Source organism: Promicromonospora sp. NPDC050249, assembly GCF_040656015.1.
Classification (GTDB): Bacteria; Actinomycetota; Actinomycetes; order Actinomycetales; family Cellulomonadaceae; genus Promicromonospora.
Genome location: NZ_JBFAKY010000012.1, coordinates 23,783 through 43,004, shown reverse-complemented (window position 1 = coordinate 43,004; position 19,222 = coordinate 23,783). Strand labels below are relative to the sequence as shown.

General features: G+C 71.3%; 13 protein-coding genes and 1 tRNA gene. 6 read left to right on the top strand and 8 right to left on the bottom strand.

From position 1 onward, the window contains the following. Nucleotides 1-119: 119 nt before the first annotated feature. The 7 genes from AB0I32_RS11890 to recQ all read right to left on the bottom strand — a co-directional run bounded on the left by AB0I32_RS11890 (nt 120) and on the right by recQ (nt 8,123). Complete coding sequence (locus tag AB0I32_RS11890; protein ID WP_357506078.1) at nt 120-422, bottom strand: hypothetical protein; 303 nt, start codon at nt 420-422, stop codon at nt 120-122. Nucleotides 423-525: 103 nt separating this feature from the next. Next, entirely contained in the window at nt 526-2,001 is a 1,476-nt protein-coding gene (locus AB0I32_RS11885; RefSeq protein ID WP_357506076.1) for an aldehyde dehydrogenase family protein, read from the bottom strand. Beyond that, nucleotides 1,992-3,128 (bottom strand): mandelate racemase/muconate lactonizing enzyme family protein, encoded by a 1,137-nt coding sequence (locus AB0I32_RS11880; protein ID WP_357506074.1) that lies wholly within the window; start codon nt 3,126-3,128, stop codon nt 1,992-1,994. The genes AB0I32_RS11885 and AB0I32_RS11880 overlap by 10 nt, the downstream gene beginning before the upstream one ends. Next, nucleotides 3,125-4,033 carry a dihydrodipicolinate synthase family protein gene (locus AB0I32_RS11875; RefSeq protein ID WP_357506072.1) on the bottom strand — a complete coding sequence of 303 codons (909 nt, stop codon included), beginning with the start codon at nt 4,031-4,033 and terminating at the stop codon, nt 3,125-3,127. Before AB0I32_RS11875 ends, AB0I32_RS11880 begins: the two co-directional genes overlap by 4 nt. Continuing rightward, nucleotides 4,030-5,376 carry an MFS transporter gene (locus AB0I32_RS11870; RefSeq protein WP_357506070.1) on the bottom strand — a complete coding sequence of 449 codons (1,347 nt, stop codon included), beginning with the start codon at nt 5,374-5,376 and terminating at the stop codon, nt 4,030-4,032. Before AB0I32_RS11870 ends, AB0I32_RS11875 begins: the two co-directional genes overlap by 4 nt. A 170-nt stretch (nt 5,377-5,546) precedes the next feature. Further along, nucleotides 5,547-6,209, bottom strand: a complete 663-nt coding sequence (locus AB0I32_RS11865; RefSeq protein WP_357506068.1) for a GntR family transcriptional regulator — start codon at nt 6,207-6,209, stop codon at nt 5,547-5,549. Between the two features lie 57 nt (nt 6,210-6,266). Next, nucleotides 6,267-8,123 (bottom strand): DNA helicase RecQ, encoded by a 1,857-nt coding sequence (recQ, locus tag AB0I32_RS11860; RefSeq protein ID WP_357506066.1) that lies wholly within the window; start codon nt 8,121-8,123, stop codon nt 6,267-6,269. Nucleotides 8,124-8,224: 101 nt separating this feature from the next. Here recQ and AB0I32_RS11855 point away from each other — a divergent pair, with 101 nt between their 5' ends. The 5 genes from AB0I32_RS11855 to AB0I32_RS11835 all read left to right on the top strand — a co-directional run bounded on the left by AB0I32_RS11855 (nt 8,225) and on the right by AB0I32_RS11835 (nt 18,173). Beyond that, entirely contained in the window at nt 8,225-10,768 is a 2,544-nt protein-coding gene (locus AB0I32_RS11855) for a hypothetical protein (protein WP_357506064.1), read from the top strand. Between the two features lie 67 nt (nt 10,769-10,835). Continuing rightward, on the top strand, nt 10,836-12,092 hold the full coding sequence (gene dinB, locus AB0I32_RS11850; RefSeq protein WP_357506062.1) for a DNA polymerase IV: 1,257 nt from the start codon (nt 10,836-10,838) through the stop codon (nt 12,090-12,092). A gap of 488 nt (nt 12,093-12,580) precedes the next feature. Next, nucleotides 12,581-14,314, top strand: coding sequence for an RICIN domain-containing protein (locus AB0I32_RS11845; RefSeq protein ID WP_357506060.1), 1,734 nt, complete (start codon nt 12,581-12,583; stop codon nt 14,312-14,314). A 56-nt stretch (nt 14,315-14,370) separates the two neighbouring features. Further along, nucleotides 14,371-16,434 carry a family 43 glycosylhydrolase gene (locus tag AB0I32_RS11840; protein ID WP_357506058.1) on the top strand — a complete coding sequence of 688 codons (2,064 nt, stop codon included), beginning with the start codon at nt 14,371-14,373 and terminating at the stop codon, nt 16,432-16,434. 44 nt (nt 16,435-16,478) lie between these two features. Then, on the top strand, nt 16,479-18,173 hold the full coding sequence (locus AB0I32_RS11835; protein WP_357506056.1) for a ricin-type beta-trefoil lectin domain protein: 1,695 nt from the start codon (nt 16,479-16,481) through the stop codon (nt 18,171-18,173). A 119-nt stretch (nt 18,174-18,292) separates the two neighbouring features. Here the strand turns inward: AB0I32_RS11835 and AB0I32_RS11830 are convergent. Then, nucleotides 18,293-18,377, bottom strand: a tRNA-Leu gene (locus tag AB0I32_RS11830). 156 nt (nt 18,378-18,533) lie between these two features. On the opposite strand from AB0I32_RS11830, the gene AB0I32_RS11825 reads away from it, so the two are divergent. Then, a complete protein-coding gene (locus tag AB0I32_RS11825; protein ID WP_357506054.1) occupies nt 18,534-19,115 on the top strand; it encodes a GNAT family N-acetyltransferase in 582 nt (193 codons plus the stop codon). Nucleotides 19,116-19,222 lie beyond the last annotated feature (107 nt).

Genomic DNA, 19,222 nt, shown 5'->3' with positions numbered 1-19,222 from the left:
TGGTGGGTGGGCACGGCCCAGGTCCCAGCCACCACCCGGCATGTGAACGCGTGTTCGATCGGTCTGTGTGACCCCGCTCAAATACTCATCGACTCATGACACGAGTTCACCAGGCGTCCTCACCAGGACCAGCCGCGCGAGCTGAGCTCCAGCTCCTCTCGCAGGCGCTCGTTGGCCCCGGCGCGCTCGTCCGCGCGCAGCGGTGCCGTCTCGGTGGGCAGGCCCGCGAGCCGGCACGCCTCGCGCAGCAGCGCGTCGTAGGCGCCTTGGACGGCGAACCAGTGGTGGGCGCGAGCGTAGACGTCGGGGTCCTCCTCGACGCGACGCAGCTCGGCCGCGAGCTCCCCGAGCCGGACCTGCAGGCGCAGCGTCACCAGCGGGTCGGGCGCGCGTGCCGGGCGCGGCAGGAAGTTCCAGGTCATGACGGGTCACCGCTACGTCGTCGTAGGACTGGGGACACGACCAGCGTAGGTCCGCCGGGCGGCTATGGCCATGGGATTGCCCCGGAGGTCTGCCGGTAGCCGGTCAGCGTTCCGGCAGCACGAGCCTCCCGTCGATCCGGACGGGCACGACCGGAGGACCGTCCCGCAGCTCGACCGGTAGTGCGTGCTCGGGGGCCTGCTGCCAGGCGAGCGGCCGCAGGAACCGCCGGATCGCCGTCGCACCGACCGAGGTGTGCAGCGTGTTGGTCGACGGCCACGGCCCGCCGTGGTGCTGTGCCCAGCTGACGGCGACGCCGGTCGGGTAGCCGTCGTACAGGACGCGCCCCGCGCGGGCCGCGAGCGCGGCCCGCGCGGCGGGCAGCTCCTGGTCGGACGCCCCGCCGGTGAGGACGGTCGCGGTCAGCGACCCCTCCACCTGTTCGACGACGGCGACCGCCTCTGCCTCGGAGCCGTACCGCACGACGACGGCGAGAGGACCGAAGCACTCCTCGACGAGCTGCGCGGTGAGCGATCCGGCCGTGACCTCGAGCAGGGCGGGCCGGGTGGCGCCCGGCTCCGCCTCATTCCCTCTGGCCCGGAGCGCCGCGGCGGCGGACCGGGCCGCCACGCCCTTCTCGTATGCGTCTGCCATCCCCGTCGTCAGCGCGGGCAGTGCCGGCGCCCGCTCGATCGCCTCGGCCAGCGCGGACACCACGCGGTCTCCGGCCTCGCCCGCCGGGACGAGCACGAGTCCGGGCTTGGTGCAGAACTGCCCACCACCCTGGAGCACCGAGGTGGCGAGCCCCGCGCCGTAGCCTTCGGCGTCGTGCAGCGCTCCACCTGGCGTGACGAGCACCGGGTTGATGCTGCTGAGCTCCCCGTAGAACGGGATGGGCGTTGGCCGGGCCGCGGCCGCGTCGGCGAGCGCCCGCCCGCCGGCCAGGGATCCCGTGAAGCCGGCGGCCCGGATCGCGGGGTGGGACACGAGCCGGCGTCCGGCGTCGAAGCCGTGCACGACGGCGAACGTGCCCGGCGGTGCGCCGGCTGCCGCGACGGCCGGCTCCGCGAGCCGGGCCACCCGATCCGACGTCGCGGGGTGCCCCGGGTGCGCCTTCACGACGACGGGGTTGCCCGCGGCGAGCGCCGAGGCCGTGTCGCCGCCCAGTACCGAGAACGCGAACGGGAAGTTGCTCGCGGCGTACACGGCGACCGGGCCGAGCGGCACGAGCATGCGGCGCAGGTCGGGGCGAGGCCCCATGGGGGTGGGACCCGCGTGGTCGACGGTCGCCTCGAGGTAGGCGCCCTCGCGGACCACCTCGGCGAAGAAGCGCAGCTGGTACGCCGTCCGGGTGATCTCGCCGCCGAGCCGTCCCGGGCCGAGGGCGGTCTCGCGGTCGGCCTCCGCGACGAGTGCGTCGCGGTCGCCCTCCAGGGCGTCGGCGAGCGCGTCCAGCAGGTGCGCCCGCCGCTCGCGTGGCCAGGCGGCGAGCGCCTGTGCCGCGCCGGATGCGCTGCCCACGACGGCGTCGAGCTCGTCCGGTGTGGTCTCCTGCGCCTCGCCGGTGCGTGTCACATCCATGCCGTCGATCCGTCCTTCCGTACGGGAACCTTGCGCTCCCAGTGCACCCAGTCGTCCTGTGCCAGTGCTGCCTCGTCGATCTCGATGCCCCAGCCGGGCCGGTCGGGCCGCAGCTCCAGGTGCCCGTCCGTGGGGACGTACGGGTCGTGGCACCACGACACGTCGTCGGGCTTGTACTCCAGGATCGAGAAGTTCCACGTGGCCGCCGCGAAGTGCACGTTCGCCGCGGTCGCGAGCGGGCCCAGCGGGTTGTGCGGCGCGACGGGGACGGCGTGCGCCTCGGCCAGGGTGGCGATCTTGCGCATCTGCGTCAGCCCGCCCACGACGCAGATGTCCGGCTGGATGATGTCGGCGCCCTGCACGCTCAGGAGGCCGAGGAACTCGTTCGGCGAGTACAGCGACTCCCCGGTCGCGAGCGGCACCGCCATCTCCGCGCGGATCCGCCCCCACGCCGGGAGGTACTCGGGACGGATCGGCTCCTCGAGGAACATCGGCTCGTTCGGTGCCAGCGCCGCGGCCAGGTCGACCGCCTGCCGCGGCTCCCACAGGCAGCCGTGCGCGTCGAACGCGAACTCCCACTCGTCGGGGTGCGCCTCGCGGATGTCCCCGAACCAGTCGGCGAGCTCCCGCGCGACGATCCCGAACCGCGACGTGTGCAGGTCGCGCCGGTACGGGCTGAGCTTGAAGGCGTCGACGCCGAGGGTCGCGTTCAGCTCGGCGGTGCGGTCGCGCAGCTCGGGGACGTCGGGCGCCGAGTAGAGCCCCGCGTAGACGCGGACCCGGTCCCGCACCCGGCCCCCGAGCAGCTGGTACACGGGCACCCCGGCGGCCTTGGCGGCGATGTCCCACAGCGCGTGGTCCACCGCGGCGATGGCGGCGAGGCCGAGCGCACCCTGCGGGAACCGGGCCGACTGGTGCAGTAGCTGGTTCACGAAGGTGACGCGAGACGCGTCGATCCCCGCGATCTGGTCTGCGATGAACTCGATGATCGCCGGATAGGCGAGATCGGGCCCGTGGTTGTAGATCTCCGCCCAGCCGTCGACGCCGTCGTCGGTCGTGATCCGCAGCAGGACGCGCGGCCGGTCGCCGACCCGCTGCAGGTACGTGGTGAGCTTGTCGATCTTCATGCCGCTGCCTTCCAGCCGTCGAGGATTCGCGCGATCTCTGCGCGGTCAGGGTCGGGCAGCACCGTGCTCGGCGGCCGCACCGACCGGTCGCACAGGCCCAGCTGGTGCATCGCCTCCTTCACCACCGAGACGTTGTCCGCCGACCGGTCCCTCGCGCGCAGCTGCTCGAACCGGCGGATGCGGCGCCACACGGCCGCCGCACGCTCCGTGTCGTCGTTCCGCAGCGCGTCGAGCAGCCCGAACGAGATCTCCGGCGCCACGTTGACCAGGCCCGACGTGAACGCACGCGCACCCGCCTGCCACGCCGACGGTGCATACGACTCCGCCAGGCCCGCGATCCAGAGCAGGTCTGCGTCGGTGTCCTGCACGGTCTCCGCGAAGGCGACCGGGTCCGGTACGGAGTACTTGACCCCTACGACGTTCGGCGCCCGCCGTGCCAGTGCCGCGACGTCCGCGCCACGGATGGCCGGCGAGCTGACATAGGGCAGGACGGCGAGACGCGGCACGGCGCTCGCGACCGCTGCCGTGTACTCGACCCAGCCGGCCCGGGACATGTACGGGAGCACGGGCTGGTGCACCATGACCGCGTGCGCCCCGAGCTCGCCGGCCTGCACGGCCTCGGCCCTCGCCGTCGCGGGATCGAGCCCCACGCCGACGACGACCACCGCACGGTCGCCGACGACGCCGGTGACCGTGCGCGCGACGTCCGCACGTTCCCGCGGGGAGAGCGCGTAGAACTCGCCGGTGTTGCCGTTGGGCGTGATCGCGCCGAGCCCTGAGCCGATGAGCCGGTCGGCGAGCTCGCCGGTCCGCGCGAGGTCGACGCCACCGTCGGGCGCATAGGGGACGACCGGGATGCCGACCACCGTCCCGAGCCGCGCTACGACGTCGGTGTGCCTGGTCATGATTCTCCGTTCTGCAGGGGGCCGACGGCGTCCTGCCTCTCGAGCTGCTCGACCGGCTTGATGCGCACCCAGAAGGCGTAGATCGCCGCGGAGACCAGGCAGCTGATCGCCGCGAGGACGAGGGGCCAGAGGTAGGAGCCGGCGGAGACGGTGAGGGCGAGGCCGATGGCGATGGGGCTCACGAGGTTGCCGACCTGCGACCCGAAGTTCTGGAAGCCGGCCAGGGAGCCGACGCGCTCAGGGCTGGGGGAGACCTCGGCGGGGAGGCTGAGGATCGCGGCGCCGGCGAAGGAGTGCGCGGCGCTCGAGACGGTGAGGACCACCATGAGGAGCGCGTTGCTCTCCACGAACGGGCTGAAGCCGATGCACGCGCTCAGCACGAGGCCCGAGATGATCGGCACCTTGCGCGCCACGTTCGGGGACAGGCCGGACGCGAGCATCCGGTCCGAGACGATCCCGCCCAGCACCGTGGACCCGATGGCGATGACCGCGGGCAGGGCCCCGACCATCCCGAACTCCGCCTCGGTGAACCCGCGCTCGTCGAGCAGGTAGGTGGGGTACCAGGTGAGGAAGAACGCCCCGGCGAGCGACCGGAAGACGTAGCCGAGCATGAGCGCCCACGTCTGGTTGTCGCGCAGGAGCGCGCTCCAGCGCACCGGCTCGGCGGTGGAACGCACCATCTCGGCCTGGTCGGAGCGGATGTGTGCGAGCTCCTCGGCGTTCACGCGCCGGTGCTTGTGCGGGGCGCGGTAGATCGCGAGCCAGCCGACGATCCAGAGGAGCCCTACCGCGCCGATGACGACGAACGTCCACCGCCAGCCGGCGAAGACCGCGATCCACGTGACCAGCGGGATGGAGAGCGCGGAGCCGATCTGCTGGCCCATGTCGAACAGGCTGGAGGCGAAGGCCCGCTCGCGGCGCGGGAACCAGGTGGAGACCACCTTGATGTTCGCGGGCTGCACGGGGGCCTCGCCGATGCCGAGCCCGAGCCGGAAGACGATCAGGCTCGTGACCCCTGTCGCGAACGCGGTGAGCGCGGTCCACAGCGACCACCAGCCGACAGCGATCGGGTAGATGACGCGCGGCCCGAACTTGTCCAGGAGCCAGCCGGACGGCACCTGGAACAGCGCGTACGTCCAGAAGAAGGACGAGAGCAGCACACCCTGCACGGCAGGGCTGATGTGGAAGTCCTCCGCGATGAAGGGCAGTGCGACGCTGAGCGCCGCCCTGTCGAGATAGGCGATGGTGAGCCCGAGTGCGGAGAACGCGACGATCGTCCACCGCATCTGGCTGCGCCGGGCGCGGACTGCGGTGGACGGGGGCTGCTGAGTACCATTGAGCATCGTTGCTCCTTGTTCTTCGGTTGGTTCTTCGATGGGATTGATCGAGTGGTTCATCGAGTGACGTGAGTGCTCCGGTTCGGAGCACCCGTTTCAGAGGTGCGGCCCGGGAACTTGGCGGTGAACGGGCCGTACCTCGCTGTCCTGACCAGCTGGTCGTGGCTATCTGCGGGTCAGGCGGTCCCACCTCCCTGACGCAGGCGGTCGAGGAAGCCGGCGATGTGCCGGCGGGTCAGGTCGGCGGCGCGGTCGGCGTCGGACGCCTCCGCTGCCGCCAGGATCTGCGCGTGCTCCTGCGCCTCGTCACGCCAGCTCGGCTGGCGGGCCCAGGTGGTGACGGCAGCCAGCGCCGCCTGGTCGCGCAGGCTCTCCAGGATGCCGACGAGGATCGGGTTGTCCGCCGCGGCCCACAGCGCCGCGTGGAACGCGCGGTTCGCGAGGCTGCGCTGTGCGGGAGCCGTCGCCTCGTCGGCACGCAGCAGCGCGGCCCGCGCCGCCACGATGTCCGCTCCGCGCAGCACGCTGCGGCGCGTCGCCTCGGGCTCCAGCAGGAGCCTGGTCTCGTAGATGGCCACCGCGTCCGCCTGGGTGAGCTCGCGCACCCGGACCCCGATGTAGGGCCGTACGACGACGAGCCCGCTCATCTCCAGCGTCTTGAGCGCCTCGCGTACCGGCGTCTTCGACATCGCGAGCTCCTGCGCGAGGTCCACCTCGACCAGCGGCTGCCCGGCGGCCAGGCGGCCGCTCAGGATGCCCTCCTTGATGGTGGCGAGAGCGTGCTCCGTGCGCGAGGGCAGGGCGGTCGGAGCAGATGGCGTCGTGGTCACGTCGTACATCATATATGACGTTCGGCGAGGGTCGGAGCGGCGATCGCCGCCCAGGCCGTACGGCGCCTACTCCGACGCGTGCAGCGCCGCCAGGATCCCCTCGCCGTAGCGCTCCAGCTTCGCCTGGCCGACGCCGCTGATCCCGCTCAGCGCGTCCAGGTCCGTCGGCCGCTCGGCGACCACCGCGCGCAGCGTCGCGTCGTGGAACACGACGTAGGCCGGCACGCCCTGCTCCTTGGCGGCAGCTGCCCGCCACGCCCGCAGGCGCTCGAAGACCGGCTGGTCGACGTCCGACAGCGGCGCTGCCTCCGGGCGTGCGCCGCCGGAGCGCGCGGGCTTGCGTGCGCTGCGTGCCGTCGGGGCCGGGTCACGGCGCATCCGCACCTCGCGCTTGCGGCCCAGGACCTCCGCGCTGGCCTCCGTGAGCACGAGCGTGCCGTGGTTCGAGTCCACCTCCAGCAGCCCTTGGGCCAGCAGCTGGCGAGCGACGGACCGCCACTCGCCGTCTGACAGGTCCTCGCCGACACCGAACACCGTGAGGCTGTCGTGCCCCCACTGCGTGATCTTGGGCGTCGACTTCCCGCGCAGGATGTCGACCACGTGCCCCACACCGAAACGCTGGTTGCGCTCGCGGTCCAGGCGAAACACCGCCGACAGCAGCTTCTGCGCCGGAACCGTGCCGTCCCAGGCCTCGGGCGGGTTCTGGCAGGTGTCGCAGGCGCCGCAGCTGCCCGGATGGCTCTGGCCGAAGTAGCGCAGCAGCTGGGCGCGGCGGCACTCGACCGTCTCGCACAGGGCGAGCATCGCGTCGAGGTGCGCCGAGAGCTTGCGGCGGTGCGCGAGGTCACCGTCGGACTCGGCGATCATCTTGCGCTGCTGGACGACGTCGGCCAGGCCGTACGCGAGCCATGCCGTGGACGGCAGGCCGTCGCGTCCGGCACGGCCGGTCTCCTGGTAGTAGCCCTCCACCGACTTGGGCAGGTCGAGGTGGGCGACGAACCGGACGTCGGGCTTGTCGATGCCCATGCCGAACGCGATGGTCGCGACCATGATGACGCCGTCCTCGCGCAGGAACGTCGACTGGTTGGCCGACCGCACGTGCGCGGGCAGGCCCGCGTGGTACGGCAGGGCGCGGATGCCCTGGTCGGTCAGCTGCTGGGCGGTCTTCTCCACCGAGGCGCGGGACAGGCAGTAGACGATCCCGGCATCGCCGGGGTGCTCGGTGCGCAGCAGGTCCAGCAGCTGCTTGCCCGGGTTGTCCTTCGGCGCGACGCGGTAGGTGATGTTGGGGCGGTCGAAGCTCGCGACGAAGTGCCTGGCCTCGGTCAGCCCGAGGCGGGTGGCGATCTCCTCGCGGGTCTGGTGCGTTGCGGTGGCGGTCAGCGCGATGCGGGGGACACCCGGCCAGCGTTCGGCCAGCTCGCTCAGGCGCAGGTAGTCCGGCCGGAAGTCGTGGCCCCACTGGGACACGCAGTGCGCCTCGTCGATCGCGAAGAGGGCGATGGTGCCCTGGTCGAGCAGCCGCGCGGTGGACTCGACACCGAGCCGTTCCGGGGCCAGGTACAGCAGGTCGAGCTCGCCCGAGCGGTAGGCCTGCTCCACCGCGCGGCGCTGGGCCGGGTCCTGCGTGGAGTTGAGGAAGCCCGCCCGGACGCCGAGCGCGTCCAGCGCGTCCACCTGGTCCTGCATGAGCGCGATCAGCGGCGAGATCACGACGCCGGTGCCCCGCCGGACGAGCGCCGGGATCTGGTAGCACAGCGACTTGCCGCCGCCCGTCGGCATGAGCACGAGGGCGTCGCCGCCGCCGGCGACGGTGTCGATGATGTCCTGCTGCTCGCCGCGGAAGGCGTCGTACCCGAAGACGTCACGCAGCACGTCGAGCGCGGTGGCGGTCGGGGTGGGGGCGACGTCCGGAAGGGTCATGGCCGCCAGTGTGCCAGGGACCACCGACACCGGCCGAACGGCCTGTGGACCGGCAGGCCGGGCCGGGCGGGCATGTCAGACCCCGCCCATAAGATCCCGATATGTACACATTCGACGAGGAAGTGGCCGGACTGGGCGATGGCACAGGGGGCGCGCCAGGGCTGGCGGACGCGGTGCGGGTGGCTCTCGCCCCGCTCAGGGTGGCGCAGGTCTTCGACCCCGCGGCCGACTACGTCCTGCGTGGCACCGGGCCGAGCGTCCTGGAGCTGCTGCGCGAGCGGCCGCCGGGTACGAAGATGGTCGCCGAGCCGGACGGCTACCACCCGGCCGAGCTGGCGGACGCCGTCGTCGAGCTGCACCCCGGGTGGACCCGGAGGGGCGCCGAAGCCGCGCGGCTCACGGTCTACAAGGACGCGCCGGTCGGTCTGCTCGCCCGGTTCGGGCAGGTGCTGCACGCGGCCTGGGGCCGGGGGGCGGAGGACGGCGAGCTGTCGTGGCTGCTCACGCTGGCCCACGACGTGGGGCGGGCGACCACCGCCACGGACGCCACCGACGCAGCCGACGTCCGGCTGCGATGGAACCCGGACCTCGTCGAGGAGATCGCCCGGGCCGGCGACGCACCCGGCCGGTCGGCAGCGCACGCCACCCTGACGGCACTGCTGTACGTGGACCGCCACCACTGGGCACGCAGCCGGCACCACATGCTGGAGAGCTCCGCCGGCGACGCATACCTCGCCCGGCACGCCGACGCGCTCGCGGAGGTCACCACCGGATCGGAGTTCCACGTCCGGAGCTATGTGGCGGCCCGGTGCGCGCGCAGCCCCGAAGCGCACACAGACCTGGTCGCCGAGCTGGCCGTCGATGCCGACGCCGGCGTTCGTTCCCAGGCGCTCGCCACGCTGTCCCTGATCGACGGCCCCAGGCAGGTCGACGTGCTGCGGCGGCACCTGCGGACCGCGCCGACGGACCGGCTGCCGGACGCCCTCGCCCGCCTGGGCGACCTCGACCCGGACGGTGGCGTCGTCGCGATCGAGGAGGCCCTGGCCGGCGGCGGCCGCGACACCGGGCCGCTGGACCCCGGCCGGGAACGGCTGCTGCGCCGGGTCGTCTTCCGCGCGCGGGTGCTGCGCTCGGCGGAGCCGGCGGTCCCCGTGCCTCCCGTCACGGCGCCCCAGGACGCGGCGCTCGCGGAGGAGCTGCGCGCCCTGCGCGGGCTGCGGCCGGGAAGCGGGAAGGAGGAGGACCGCGCCTGGCAGGTCGCCGAGAGCAAGCTCGCGCTGCTGCCCGACGTGCGCGCCCTGCGGGACGCGCGGCGCGCCGCCGGAGCGGCCGACGCCGACCGCTGGACCGCCGAGCTGCTCATCACCCGCGCGGACGGCTGGGGCCGGAAGATCGGCGCCGCCCTGACGCCCGAGGGCGCCGAACGCTGGTGGCCGCTGTTCGCCGAACGGCTCGACCTCGCGGACGAGTACCTCGACGGCGGCGACGGGAAGCGGCACCCGGACCACTACGCCGTCGACACGAGGACGATGATCCTGACGATCCTCGAACGGTTCCCCGCGGCCCCCGAGGCGCTGGTCCCGCGCCTCACCTCGTTCGCACTGGGCACGGACCGCCACCGGCTGCCCGCCCGCCGGGTGCTCGGTGACCACCCGGCTGCCCGGGCCGCCGCGCGGGCAGCGCTGTCCGACAGCGACTCGGGCACGCGCTCGTCCGCCGCTGAGTGGCTCGCGGAGCTGGGTGAACCGGGAGCGGTCGCACCGGAGCCCGGCTGGGAGTTCGGGGAGGGGGTGCTGCCCGCGTCTGTCCGTGACCTGCCCGCGTCGACGCTGTGGTGGCTCGACCGGTTCCGGGAGCAGGCGCGCGAGCGGGGTGTCCCGGCGGCCGACGTCGACCGGTGGCTCGGGCTCGCGCGCCCGGTACTGCGCACGGCGCCCGACGGCGGTGGCCCCGTCGTCGGCCGGCTCGGTAGCCCGCTGCTGCTCCCGCCGGACGTGCCCACCCCTGCCACGGTGTTCGAGCCCGACTACCGCAACGAGTACCAGCTCATCGTGACGCTCGACCTGGCGGCGATCCCGCCGGGTGCGACCGACCTGCCGCTGCCACCCGACGGTCAGGTGCTCCTGTTCGCGAACGTCGAGCTGGAGGACGAGCTCCTGGCGGGCGGCGCTGTATACGTCCCGGCGGGGACGCCGGTCGAGGAGCGGGAGACCTCGGTCGACTACGAGGCCTACGGTTACGGCTCGCCCGAGGACCTGGACGAGTCCCTGCGGCGCAGCCCTGATTTTCGCCTGGTCCCCGGTGTGTCCCTGCCGTCCTGCCCGCTCGACGCCGAGACCCGCGCGGCGCACCCTCACGCGGAGACGCTGCAGGCCGTCTGGTCCGAGCAGTCCGACGAGGGCGGCGAATGGCAGCTCGGCGGCCACGCCTACGACTTCGACGGCATGGGCGACCCGGCCTGGGAGTCGGCGGGCGAGGAATGCGGCAAGGAACCTGGCGAGAGGGACTCCCGCCCGGAGGACTGGGTGGTGCTCGCGCAGTGGGTAGGGGTGCCGATGGGGATCCTGTACTGGACCATCAACCGCCGCGACCTCGAGGTGCTGCGCTTCGACCGGGTCGTCGTGCAGATGTACGCGAATCCCTGACCGGTCGGCGGCAGGAAGGTGGCGCCGGACCCACGACATCGAACAGGTGTTCGACTAATATGGTGTCATGTCCGGGCCCGGCGCCACCATCCTGCATGCCGACCTCGACGCGTTCTACGCGTCGGTCGAGCAGCTGCTGGATCCCGCCCTGCGGGGCCGCCCGGTCGCCGTCGGCGGCGGGCCGCGCGGGGGAGTGGTCCTCGCGGCCTCGTACGAGGCCAAGGCGCACGGGGTGCAGGGCGGGATGCCCGGCTGGCGCGCGGCCCGGCTCTGTCCTGACCTCGTGTTCGTCAGAGGTCACTTCGGCGAGTACCAGCGGCTGGGTGACGCGGTGATGGCCGTCCTGGCCGACGTCACGCCGACGGTCGAACGGATCTCCATCGACGAGGCCTTTCTCGACGTGGCCGGCGCGACGCACCTGTTCGGCCCGCCCGCCGCGATCGGCGCGCGGATCCGCGCGCGCGTCCGGACCGAGGTGGGGCTCCCCATCTCGGTCGGCGCCGCGCGGACCAAGCACCTCGCGAAGATCGCCTCCCAGGTGGCCAAGCCGGACGGCCTGGTCGTCGTCGACCCGGGCGCCGAGCGGGCCTTCCTCGACCCCCTGCCGGTGGGCCTGATCTGGGGCGTGGGTCCCGTGAACGAGCAGCGCCTCGCCGACCTGGGCATCCGGACCATCGGTGAGCTGGCGCGTACCCCGTCGTCGGCGGTGGAACACATTCTCGGGCAGGCCGTCGGGCACAAGCTCAGCGCGATGGCGCACGACGAGGACCCCCGCCGCGTCGTCACCAGCCGCCGCGCACGCTCTGTCGGGGCGCAGTCCGCCCTGAGCCGCCGCCGTCCGGAACCCGACGACGTCCGGGCAGTCCTCGCGCACCTGTCCGACCGGGTGTCGCGGCGGCTGCGCGCGAAAGGACGCGCGGGCCGCACCGTGACGGTCGCGGTGCGGTTCGCGGGCATGACCCGGGCGACGCGGTCCCTCACGCTGCCCGTGCCGGTCGCGGCGACGCTCACGCTCACCGAGGTCGCCGAGCGGCTGGCCTGGTCCGCGATCGAGGACGCCGCACCGTGCGAGATCACGCTGCTCGGCGTCTCCGTCTCGAACCTCGCCGACCAGCGGGCGATCCAGCTCGAGCTCGACCTGGAGCCGCCGGACCCGTGGCGGCCGGGTTCCGCGCAGGGGGCGGCCCGGCGGGCCGTCGACGAGTCGATGGACGCGATCCGCACGCGGTTCGGCGGGGATGCTGTCGGCTACCTGCCTGTCGTGCTGCGCCGCGGTGGTGCCGTGCCCGACGAGTTCCGGGAGTTGGCCGAGCACGATCTGTGACCGGGCGGTCGACCCTTGACATATGACGTTCGACCCTTGACGTATGACGTTGTTAGCGCTCACAATCATGTCAAGCCTGACTTACCGGGCAGCCCCACGTCGAGTGTGGATGAGGCAGCCTGGCGCGTCGGAGAATGTCGCGCTCAGTTCTTCGGGTGCGGGCATGCGTCGCGGTGCGCTTTCTTCGGAAGAACCGTTCGGCCCTTGATCAAGGAGGATCATGTCTGCCCTTTCGAGTGCTCAATCGTTTTCTAGCTCTCAGGCATCGCGCCGCTGTCGCGGCCACATCGGCGGTTGACGCGGTCCGCCGTCGCAGTGACAGCACCTGCCGGTGCGACCGTCGCTCCTTTCACACCCCGACCGAACGAGGGGATCGAACAGTGACATTCACGCTTCAGCGGTCGTCAAGACGCGTCCTCGCCTTGGCGTTGAGCCTTCTGTGCATGACGGCATTTCTTTCGCCAGCAGCCCGGGCTGACAACCCGATCGTGCAACACATCTACACCGCCGACCCGTCACCGCTGGTCTACAACGGCCGGGTCTACCTCTACACCGGGCATGACGAGGACGGCTCGACGACTTTCACGATGCGCGACTGGCGGGTGTCGTCCTCGTCGGACATGGTGAACTGGACCGATCACGGCTCGCCGATGAGCCTGGAGACCTTTAGCTGGGCCAGCTCGGATGCCTGGGCGGGACAGGCCGTCCACCGCAACGGGAAGTTCTACTGGTACGTGCCGGTGCGCATGGCCAACGGATCGCAAGCCATCGGAGTCGGGGTCTCCGACAGCCCCACAGGGCCTTTCCGTGACGCGATCGGCAGACCACTGATCCAGAACGCGGAGATCGACCCCAACGTCTTCGTCGACGACGACGGCCAGGCCTACCTCTACTACGGCAACCCGAATCTCTGGTACGTGCGGCTCAACGCCGACATGATCTCGTACTCCGGCAGCCCGACACGGATACCGCTGACCACCGCGGGGTTCGGCACCCGCACGGGAGACGCGAACCGGCCCACCCTGTACGAGGAAGGCCCGTGGGTCTACAAGCGAGGCAGCCTGTACTACAACGTGTTCGCGGCGAAGTGCTGTTCCGAGTTCATCGCCTACTCCACCTCGCCCGGCCCGACCGGACCGTGGACGTATCGCGGCACCATCATGCCCACGCAGGGCAGCAGCTTCACCAACCACGCAGGCGTCATCGACTTCAAGGGTGGCTCGTACTTCTTCTACCACAACGGCGCTCTGCCGGGCGGCGGTGGCTACACCCGGTCGGTCGCGGTGGAGAAGTTCAGCTACAACGCCGACGGCACGATCCCGACGATCAACATGACGGCGGCCGGGGCACCGCAGGCCGGCACGCTCGATCCCTATGTCCGCCAGGAAGCCGAGACCATCGCGTGGGGCAGCGGTATCGAGACCGAACCCTCCAACGAGGGCGGGAGGAACATCGGCTGGATCGAGAACGGCGACCACGTCAAGGTCAAGGGCGTCGCCTTCGGCTCTGGTGCCGGCTCGTTCACCACCAGGGTGGCCTCGGGCACCAGCGGCGGCCGGGTCGAGCTGCACCTGGACAGTCCCACCGGGCCGACGGTCGGGACCTGCACCGTCTCGGGCACCGGAGGCTGGCAGACCTGGAGCACGGTCTCGTGCCCTGTCACCGGTGCGACCGGGACCCACGACCTGTACCTGCGCTTCGCCGGTGGCAGCGGGTACCTGTTCAACATGAACTGGTGGCAGTTCACCAGCGGCCAGCCCGCCGGACAGACAGCCTTCTCGTCCACCGCCGTTGCCCAGCACAGCGGGCACTGCCTGGACGATCCCGACCGGAGCACCGCCGACGGCACCCAGTACCGGCAGCACACCTGCGGCGCCGGTGCGGAACAGCGGTTCGACTTCCGGCCGGTGTCAGAGGTGGCGGACACCTTCTCCCTGGTGAACCAGCACAGCGGCAAGTGCCTCGACGTCGGTGGCGTCTCCACCGCCGACGGTGCGGCGGTCAACCAGTGGACCTGCCACGGCGGCACGAACCAGCAGTTCACGCTGCGGCAGGTCGCCGGAGGCGACTACCAGCTCGTCGCGGTGCACAGCGGCAAGTGCGTGGACGTCAGCGGGATCTCCACCGCTGCCGGAGCGCTGGTCCACCAGTGGACCTGTGACTCCGCCAGTGCCCTGGCCACCAAGAAGAACCAGGTCTGGCGCCTGGCCGGCAAGAGCTGAACTCAACACACAGGGTGCCCTGTGCAAGTGCCCCATCATCGACGAGGGAGTCAACGATGCCTTCCCGAAATACAGTTCGGTTGTCCCGTCGGGCCGCCGCGTTCGTCGCTGCTGCCGCCGTCGCGCTCGTCGGCGTGGCCCTGCCGCTGGCGCCGGCGCCCGCGGCGTCGGCTGCCGATGTGGATCCCACGGCGTGGTACGTGCTGGTCAACCGCAACAGCGGCAAGGCCCTGGACGTGTACAACCGCGCCACGAACGACGGTGCGCGCATCACCCAGTGGTCCCGCAACGACGGCGAGCAGCAGCAGTGGCAGTTCGTCGACTCCGGCAACGGCTACTACCGGCTCAAGTCACGTCTGTCCGGCAAGGTGCTGGACGTCTCCGAACGATCCACCGCCGACGGCGCCCCGATCGTCCAGTGGACCGACAACAACTCCACCAACCAGCAGTTCAGCCTCCAGGACGTAGACGGCCACGTGCAGCTGATCGCCCGCCACAGCGGCAAAGCCGTCGAGGTCCAAGGAGCATCCACTGCCGACGGCGGCAACATCGTCCAGTACGCCGACTGGAACGGCAGCAACCAGCAGTGGCAGCTCGTCAAGGTCGGTGGTGGGCCGAGCACCGGGACCTACACCAACCCCGTCGTCTGGCAGGACTTCGCCGACGGCGACATCATCCGGGTCGGCGACGCCTACTACTACTCCGCCTCCACGATGCACTACTCCCCGGGCGCACCGATCCTGCGCTCGTACGACCTGGTCAACTGGGAGTACGCCGGCCACTCGGTGCCGAACCTGGACTTCGGGTCGAGCAGGTACGACCTCTCCGGCGGCCGGGCCTATGTCAAGGGGATCTGGGCGTCCGCGTTCGGCTACCGGCCCAGCAACCAGACCTACTACTGGATCGGGTGCGTCGAGTTCAACCGCACGTACGTGTACACGGCCACCGCCGTCGACGGCACCTGGACCAAGCGCGCCCAGATCCCCGGGTGCTACTACGACGCCGGGCTGCTCGTCGACGACAACGACAAGATGTACGTCGCCTACGGCAACGGCACGATCCACGTGGCCGAGCTCTCGGCGGACGGCTTCAGCCAGATGCGCAGCCAGCAGGTGTTCACCACGCCGTCGAGCGTGGGCACCCTTGAGGGTGCCCGGTTCTACAAGCGGAACGGCTACTACTACATCTGGCTGACGCGGCCGGCCAACGGGCAGTACGTGCTGCGGTCCACCTCCCCGTTCGGGCCTTACGAGATGCGCCAGGTGCTGCTCGACCTGCCCAGCCCGATCTCGGGCGGCGGCGTGCCGCACCAGGGCGGTCTCGTGCAGACCCAGAACGGCGACTGGCACTACATGGCGTTCGTCGACGCGTACCCCGGCGGCCGGGTGCCTGCCCTCGCCCCGATCAGCTGGACCGCCGACGGCTGGCCCACCGTGCAGACCGTGAACGGCCGCTGGGGTACGACCTACCCCAAGCCGAACATCACGACGTCGCGCACCGTGGCATCGATGATCGGACCCGACACGTTCGCCGGTCCCGCGCTCGGCCCGCGCTGGGAGTGGAACCACAACCCCGACCCGAACAGGTTCACGGTGAGCAACGGGCTGCGGCTGCGCACCGCCACCGTCACGAACGACCTCTACAACGCCCGCAACACGCTCACCCACCGCATCCAGGGCCCGTCGTCGACCGCGACGATCGAGCTCGACCACAGCACCATGCGCGACGGCGACCGGGCCGGGCTCGCGATGCTGCGGGACTCCTCGGCGTGGATCGGGGTCAGGCGCGACAACGGCGTCACCCGGATCTCGATGACAAACGGCCTGTCGATGGACGGCAGCTGGAACACCACAGGCACCGGCACCGAGGCCGCGAGCGCGGCCGTCAGCGGCGGCCGGATCTGGTTGCGGGCCACCGCCGACATCCGGCCCGGCTCCGGACGGCAGGCCACGTTCTCCTACAGCACCGACGGCGTGACGTTCACCCGGCTCGGCCCCGGCTTCACGCTCGGCAACTCGTGGCAGTTCTTCATGGGCTACCGCTTCGGGATCTTCAACTACGCCACCAGCTCCCTCGGCGGCGAGGTCACCGTGCGGCGGTTCGACCTGACCGCCCCGTAGAGCACCACTCACCGCCCACATCACCACTGCACGAAGGAGTGCTCGTGAAAGATCTGTCTCGTCGCCGCCTGCTCTCGTTGCTCGCCGCGACCGCACTGACCACGTCCATGCTCGCCGTCGTGCCGGCGGCCGGTGCCGCTGCTCCGGCCACCACTGAGGTGGCCACTGCTGCGGCCGCTGCTGCGCCCGACCCGACCGTTGAGGAGCCGGCGCCGTTGCCTCCGCTGGGCTGGAACAGCTGGAACACCTTCTACTGCAACATCAACGAGCAGATGGTGCGCGAGACGGCGGACGCCATGGTGAGTTCAGGCATGGCGGCCGCCGGGTACCAGTACGTCGTCGTCGACGACTGCTGGATGCAGGACACCCGTGACGGACAAGGCAACCTGCGTGCCCGGACGGACCGCTTCCCGTCGGGGATGAAGGCGCTGGGCGACTACATCCATGCCCGTGGGCTGAAGTTCGGGATCTACCACGCCCCGCGGGAGAAGACCTGCAACCAGTACTTCGCGAACCTTCCAGGGACGTCGTCGTACGGGAACGAGACCCGGGACGCGAACCTGTTCGCGTCGTGGGGCGTCGACTACGTCAAGCACGACTGGTGCGACCCGCGCGGCACGGCGGCCGAGCAGGCCGCGGTGTTCAAGAAGTTCGGTGACGCGCTGAAGGCCACCGGGCGCCCCATCGTCTACTCGATCAACCCGAACAGCGCCCACTCGAACACCGCCCCGACCTACTCCGGCTGGGGCGAGTTCTCGGACATGTGGCGCACCTCCGAGGACCTGGACGACGCCTGGTCGACGGGCTGCTCGCCGTCGGCCGACTGCTTCGTCGGGATCACGGAAGCCCTCGACATCATCGAGCCGATGCGCGAGTGGACCCGGCCCGGGCGGTACAACGACCCCGACATGCTCATGGTCGGCGTGCGGAACACGCTGACACCCACGGAGAACCGCGCGCACCAGAGCATGTGGGCGATGCTCAGCGCCCCGCTCATCGCGGGCAATGACCTGAGGAACATGAGCGCCGACGTGCGTGCGGTCCTCACCAACCGCGACGTCCTCGCGATCGACCAGGACCCGCTGGTGCGGCAGGCGGACCGGGTGCGTGACGACGGTGACGCCGAGGTCTGGGCCAAGCCGCTCGCCGACGGCTCCGTGGCGGTCGCCCTGCTCAACCGTGGCTCGGGCAGCCGGCAGATCTCGACCACGCTCGGCCAGGTCGGGCTCGGCTCCGGCACGCACTCGTACCGCGAGCTGTGGACCGGCGCCACGGGCACGACCACCGGTCAGCTCACCGCGCAGGTCGCCGGGCACGGCGTCGCGCTGTTCAAGGTGAGCCCTGGTGGCACGCCCCAGCCGCCGACGGGCACGCTGGTCAGCTCCGCATCGGGCCGCTGCCTCGACGTGCCCGGGAGCGCCACGGCGAACGGCACCGGCCTGGCGATCTGGGACTGCCACTCGGGAGCGAACCAGACGTGGACCCCGACGGACGGCACGCTGCGGTCGCTGGGCAAGTGCCTCGACGCCCCGACCAACGCGACGGCGGGTACCCGGGTACAGCTCTGGGACTGCAACGGCGGGAACAACCAGCAGTGGACGTTCCAGGGCGACGGCACGATCCGCGGCGTGCGGTCCGGCCTGTGCCTGGACGTCGACCGCAACCTCACCGCCAACAACACCGCGGTGCTGCTCTGGACGTGCACGGGCGCGGCGAACCAGCTCTGGACGCGCCGGTAGCCGGGTAGCGCTCCCTCCTCCCGGAGAATCCGCGAGTTCTTCGGGAGGAGCCCGTGCTGACAACACAGAAGGCCCCCGACGTGGAGGTCGGGGGCCTTCTGAGTCGCTGTCTCAACGAGTGTCCGGAGGGGGACTTGAACCCCCACGCCCGATAAAGGGCACTAGCACCTCAAGCTAGCGCGTCTGCCATTCCGCCACCCGGACAGGTGGACCGTTCCCGGCGTTTCCGCCTTCTCGGTGCGTGGAAAAACATAGCACGCAGGTCGGGTGGGTTCCGAATCGAAAAGCGTGTGACCTGGGTCGCGTGGGAAGTGGACCGTGCGTGCGAGTACCCGCCACCGGCTGGCAGACTCGCAAAACGTGACTACCCCGCACTGGCCCCTGACCACCGAACGGCTCGAGCTGCGCCCTGTCACCCCCGCGGACGCCGACGCCTTCTACGCGTGGCGCTCGCTGCCTCAGGTGGCGCGCTACATGTTCCAGCCCCCGTGGACGCCCGAGCTCGCCGCACGCAAGCTCGTCGACTGGTCGGGCGCCCCGTTCACCATGTCGGGTGACGTGCTGGTGATGGCGGTGACCCTCCGCGCGAGCCGGGACGTCATCGGCGAGGTGCTCCTGAAGTGGGCGCCCGGCACCGGACAGGCGGAGGTGGGCTACGGGTTCCGCCCGGACGTGGCGGGATCCGGTTATGCCACCGAGTCCGTCCGCGCGGCGCTCGGCCTCGCGTTCGAGGTCTACGGCTTCCACCGGGTCTTCGCGCGCATCGACGAGGAGAACACGCCGTCGGCACGGGTGTGCGAGCGCCTCGGCATGCGGCTGGAGGCCCGCCTGGTGGAGAGCGACATCCGGCCCGACGACGGCGCGTGGGCCACCGAGCTCAATTACGCGATGCTCGCGAGCGAGCACGCGTCCGGAGCGGCCGTGTCGCGCCGGGACCCATAGCCCGGTTCGTGGCCGTATGCTCCGCTCGCGTGCAGGTGTCGCGCCGACGGCCGAGCCAGTTGTCGGCAGATGCGACCTGCCGCTAACGTCCGCTTGGACAATTCGCC

Excerpts from the sequence above, each read along its gene's own strand:
- AB0I32_RS11865 (WP_357506068.1), bottom strand. The coding sequence starts at position 6,209 with ATGTACGACGTGACCACGACGCCATCTGCTCCGACCGCCCTGCCCTCG.
- AB0I32_RS11885 (WP_357506076.1), bottom strand. The coding sequence starts at position 2,001 with ATGGATGTGACACGCACCGGCGAGGCGCAGGAGACCACACCGGACGAG.
- AB0I32_RS11890 (WP_357506078.1), bottom strand. The coding sequence starts at position 422 with ATGACCTGGAACTTCCTGCCGCGCCCGGCACGCGCGCCCGACCCGCTG.
- AB0I32_RS11840 (WP_357506058.1), top strand. The coding sequence starts at position 14,371 with ATGCCTTCCCGAAATACAGTTCGGTTGTCCCGTCGGGCCGCCGCGTTC.
- AB0I32_RS11855 (WP_357506064.1), top strand. The coding sequence starts at position 8,225 with ATGTACACATTCGACGAGGAAGTGGCCGGACTGGGCGATGGCACAGGG.
- AB0I32_RS11870 (WP_357506070.1), bottom strand. The coding sequence starts at position 5,376 with ATGCTCAATGGTACTCAGCAGCCCCCGTCCACCGCAGTCCGCGCCCGG.
- AB0I32_RS11875 (WP_357506072.1), bottom strand. The coding sequence starts at position 4,033 with ATGACCAGGCACACCGACGTCGTAGCGCGGCTCGGGACGGTGGTCGGC.
- dinB (WP_357506062.1), top strand. The coding sequence starts at position 10,836 with ATGTCCGGGCCCGGCGCCACCATCCTGCATGCCGACCTCGACGCGTTC.
- recQ (WP_357506066.1), bottom strand. The coding sequence starts at position 8,123 with ATGACCCTTCCGGACGTCGCCCCCACCCCGACCGCCACCGCGCTCGAC.
- AB0I32_RS11880 (WP_357506074.1), bottom strand. The coding sequence starts at position 3,128 with ATGAAGATCGACAAGCTCACCACGTACCTGCAGCGGGTCGGCGACCGG.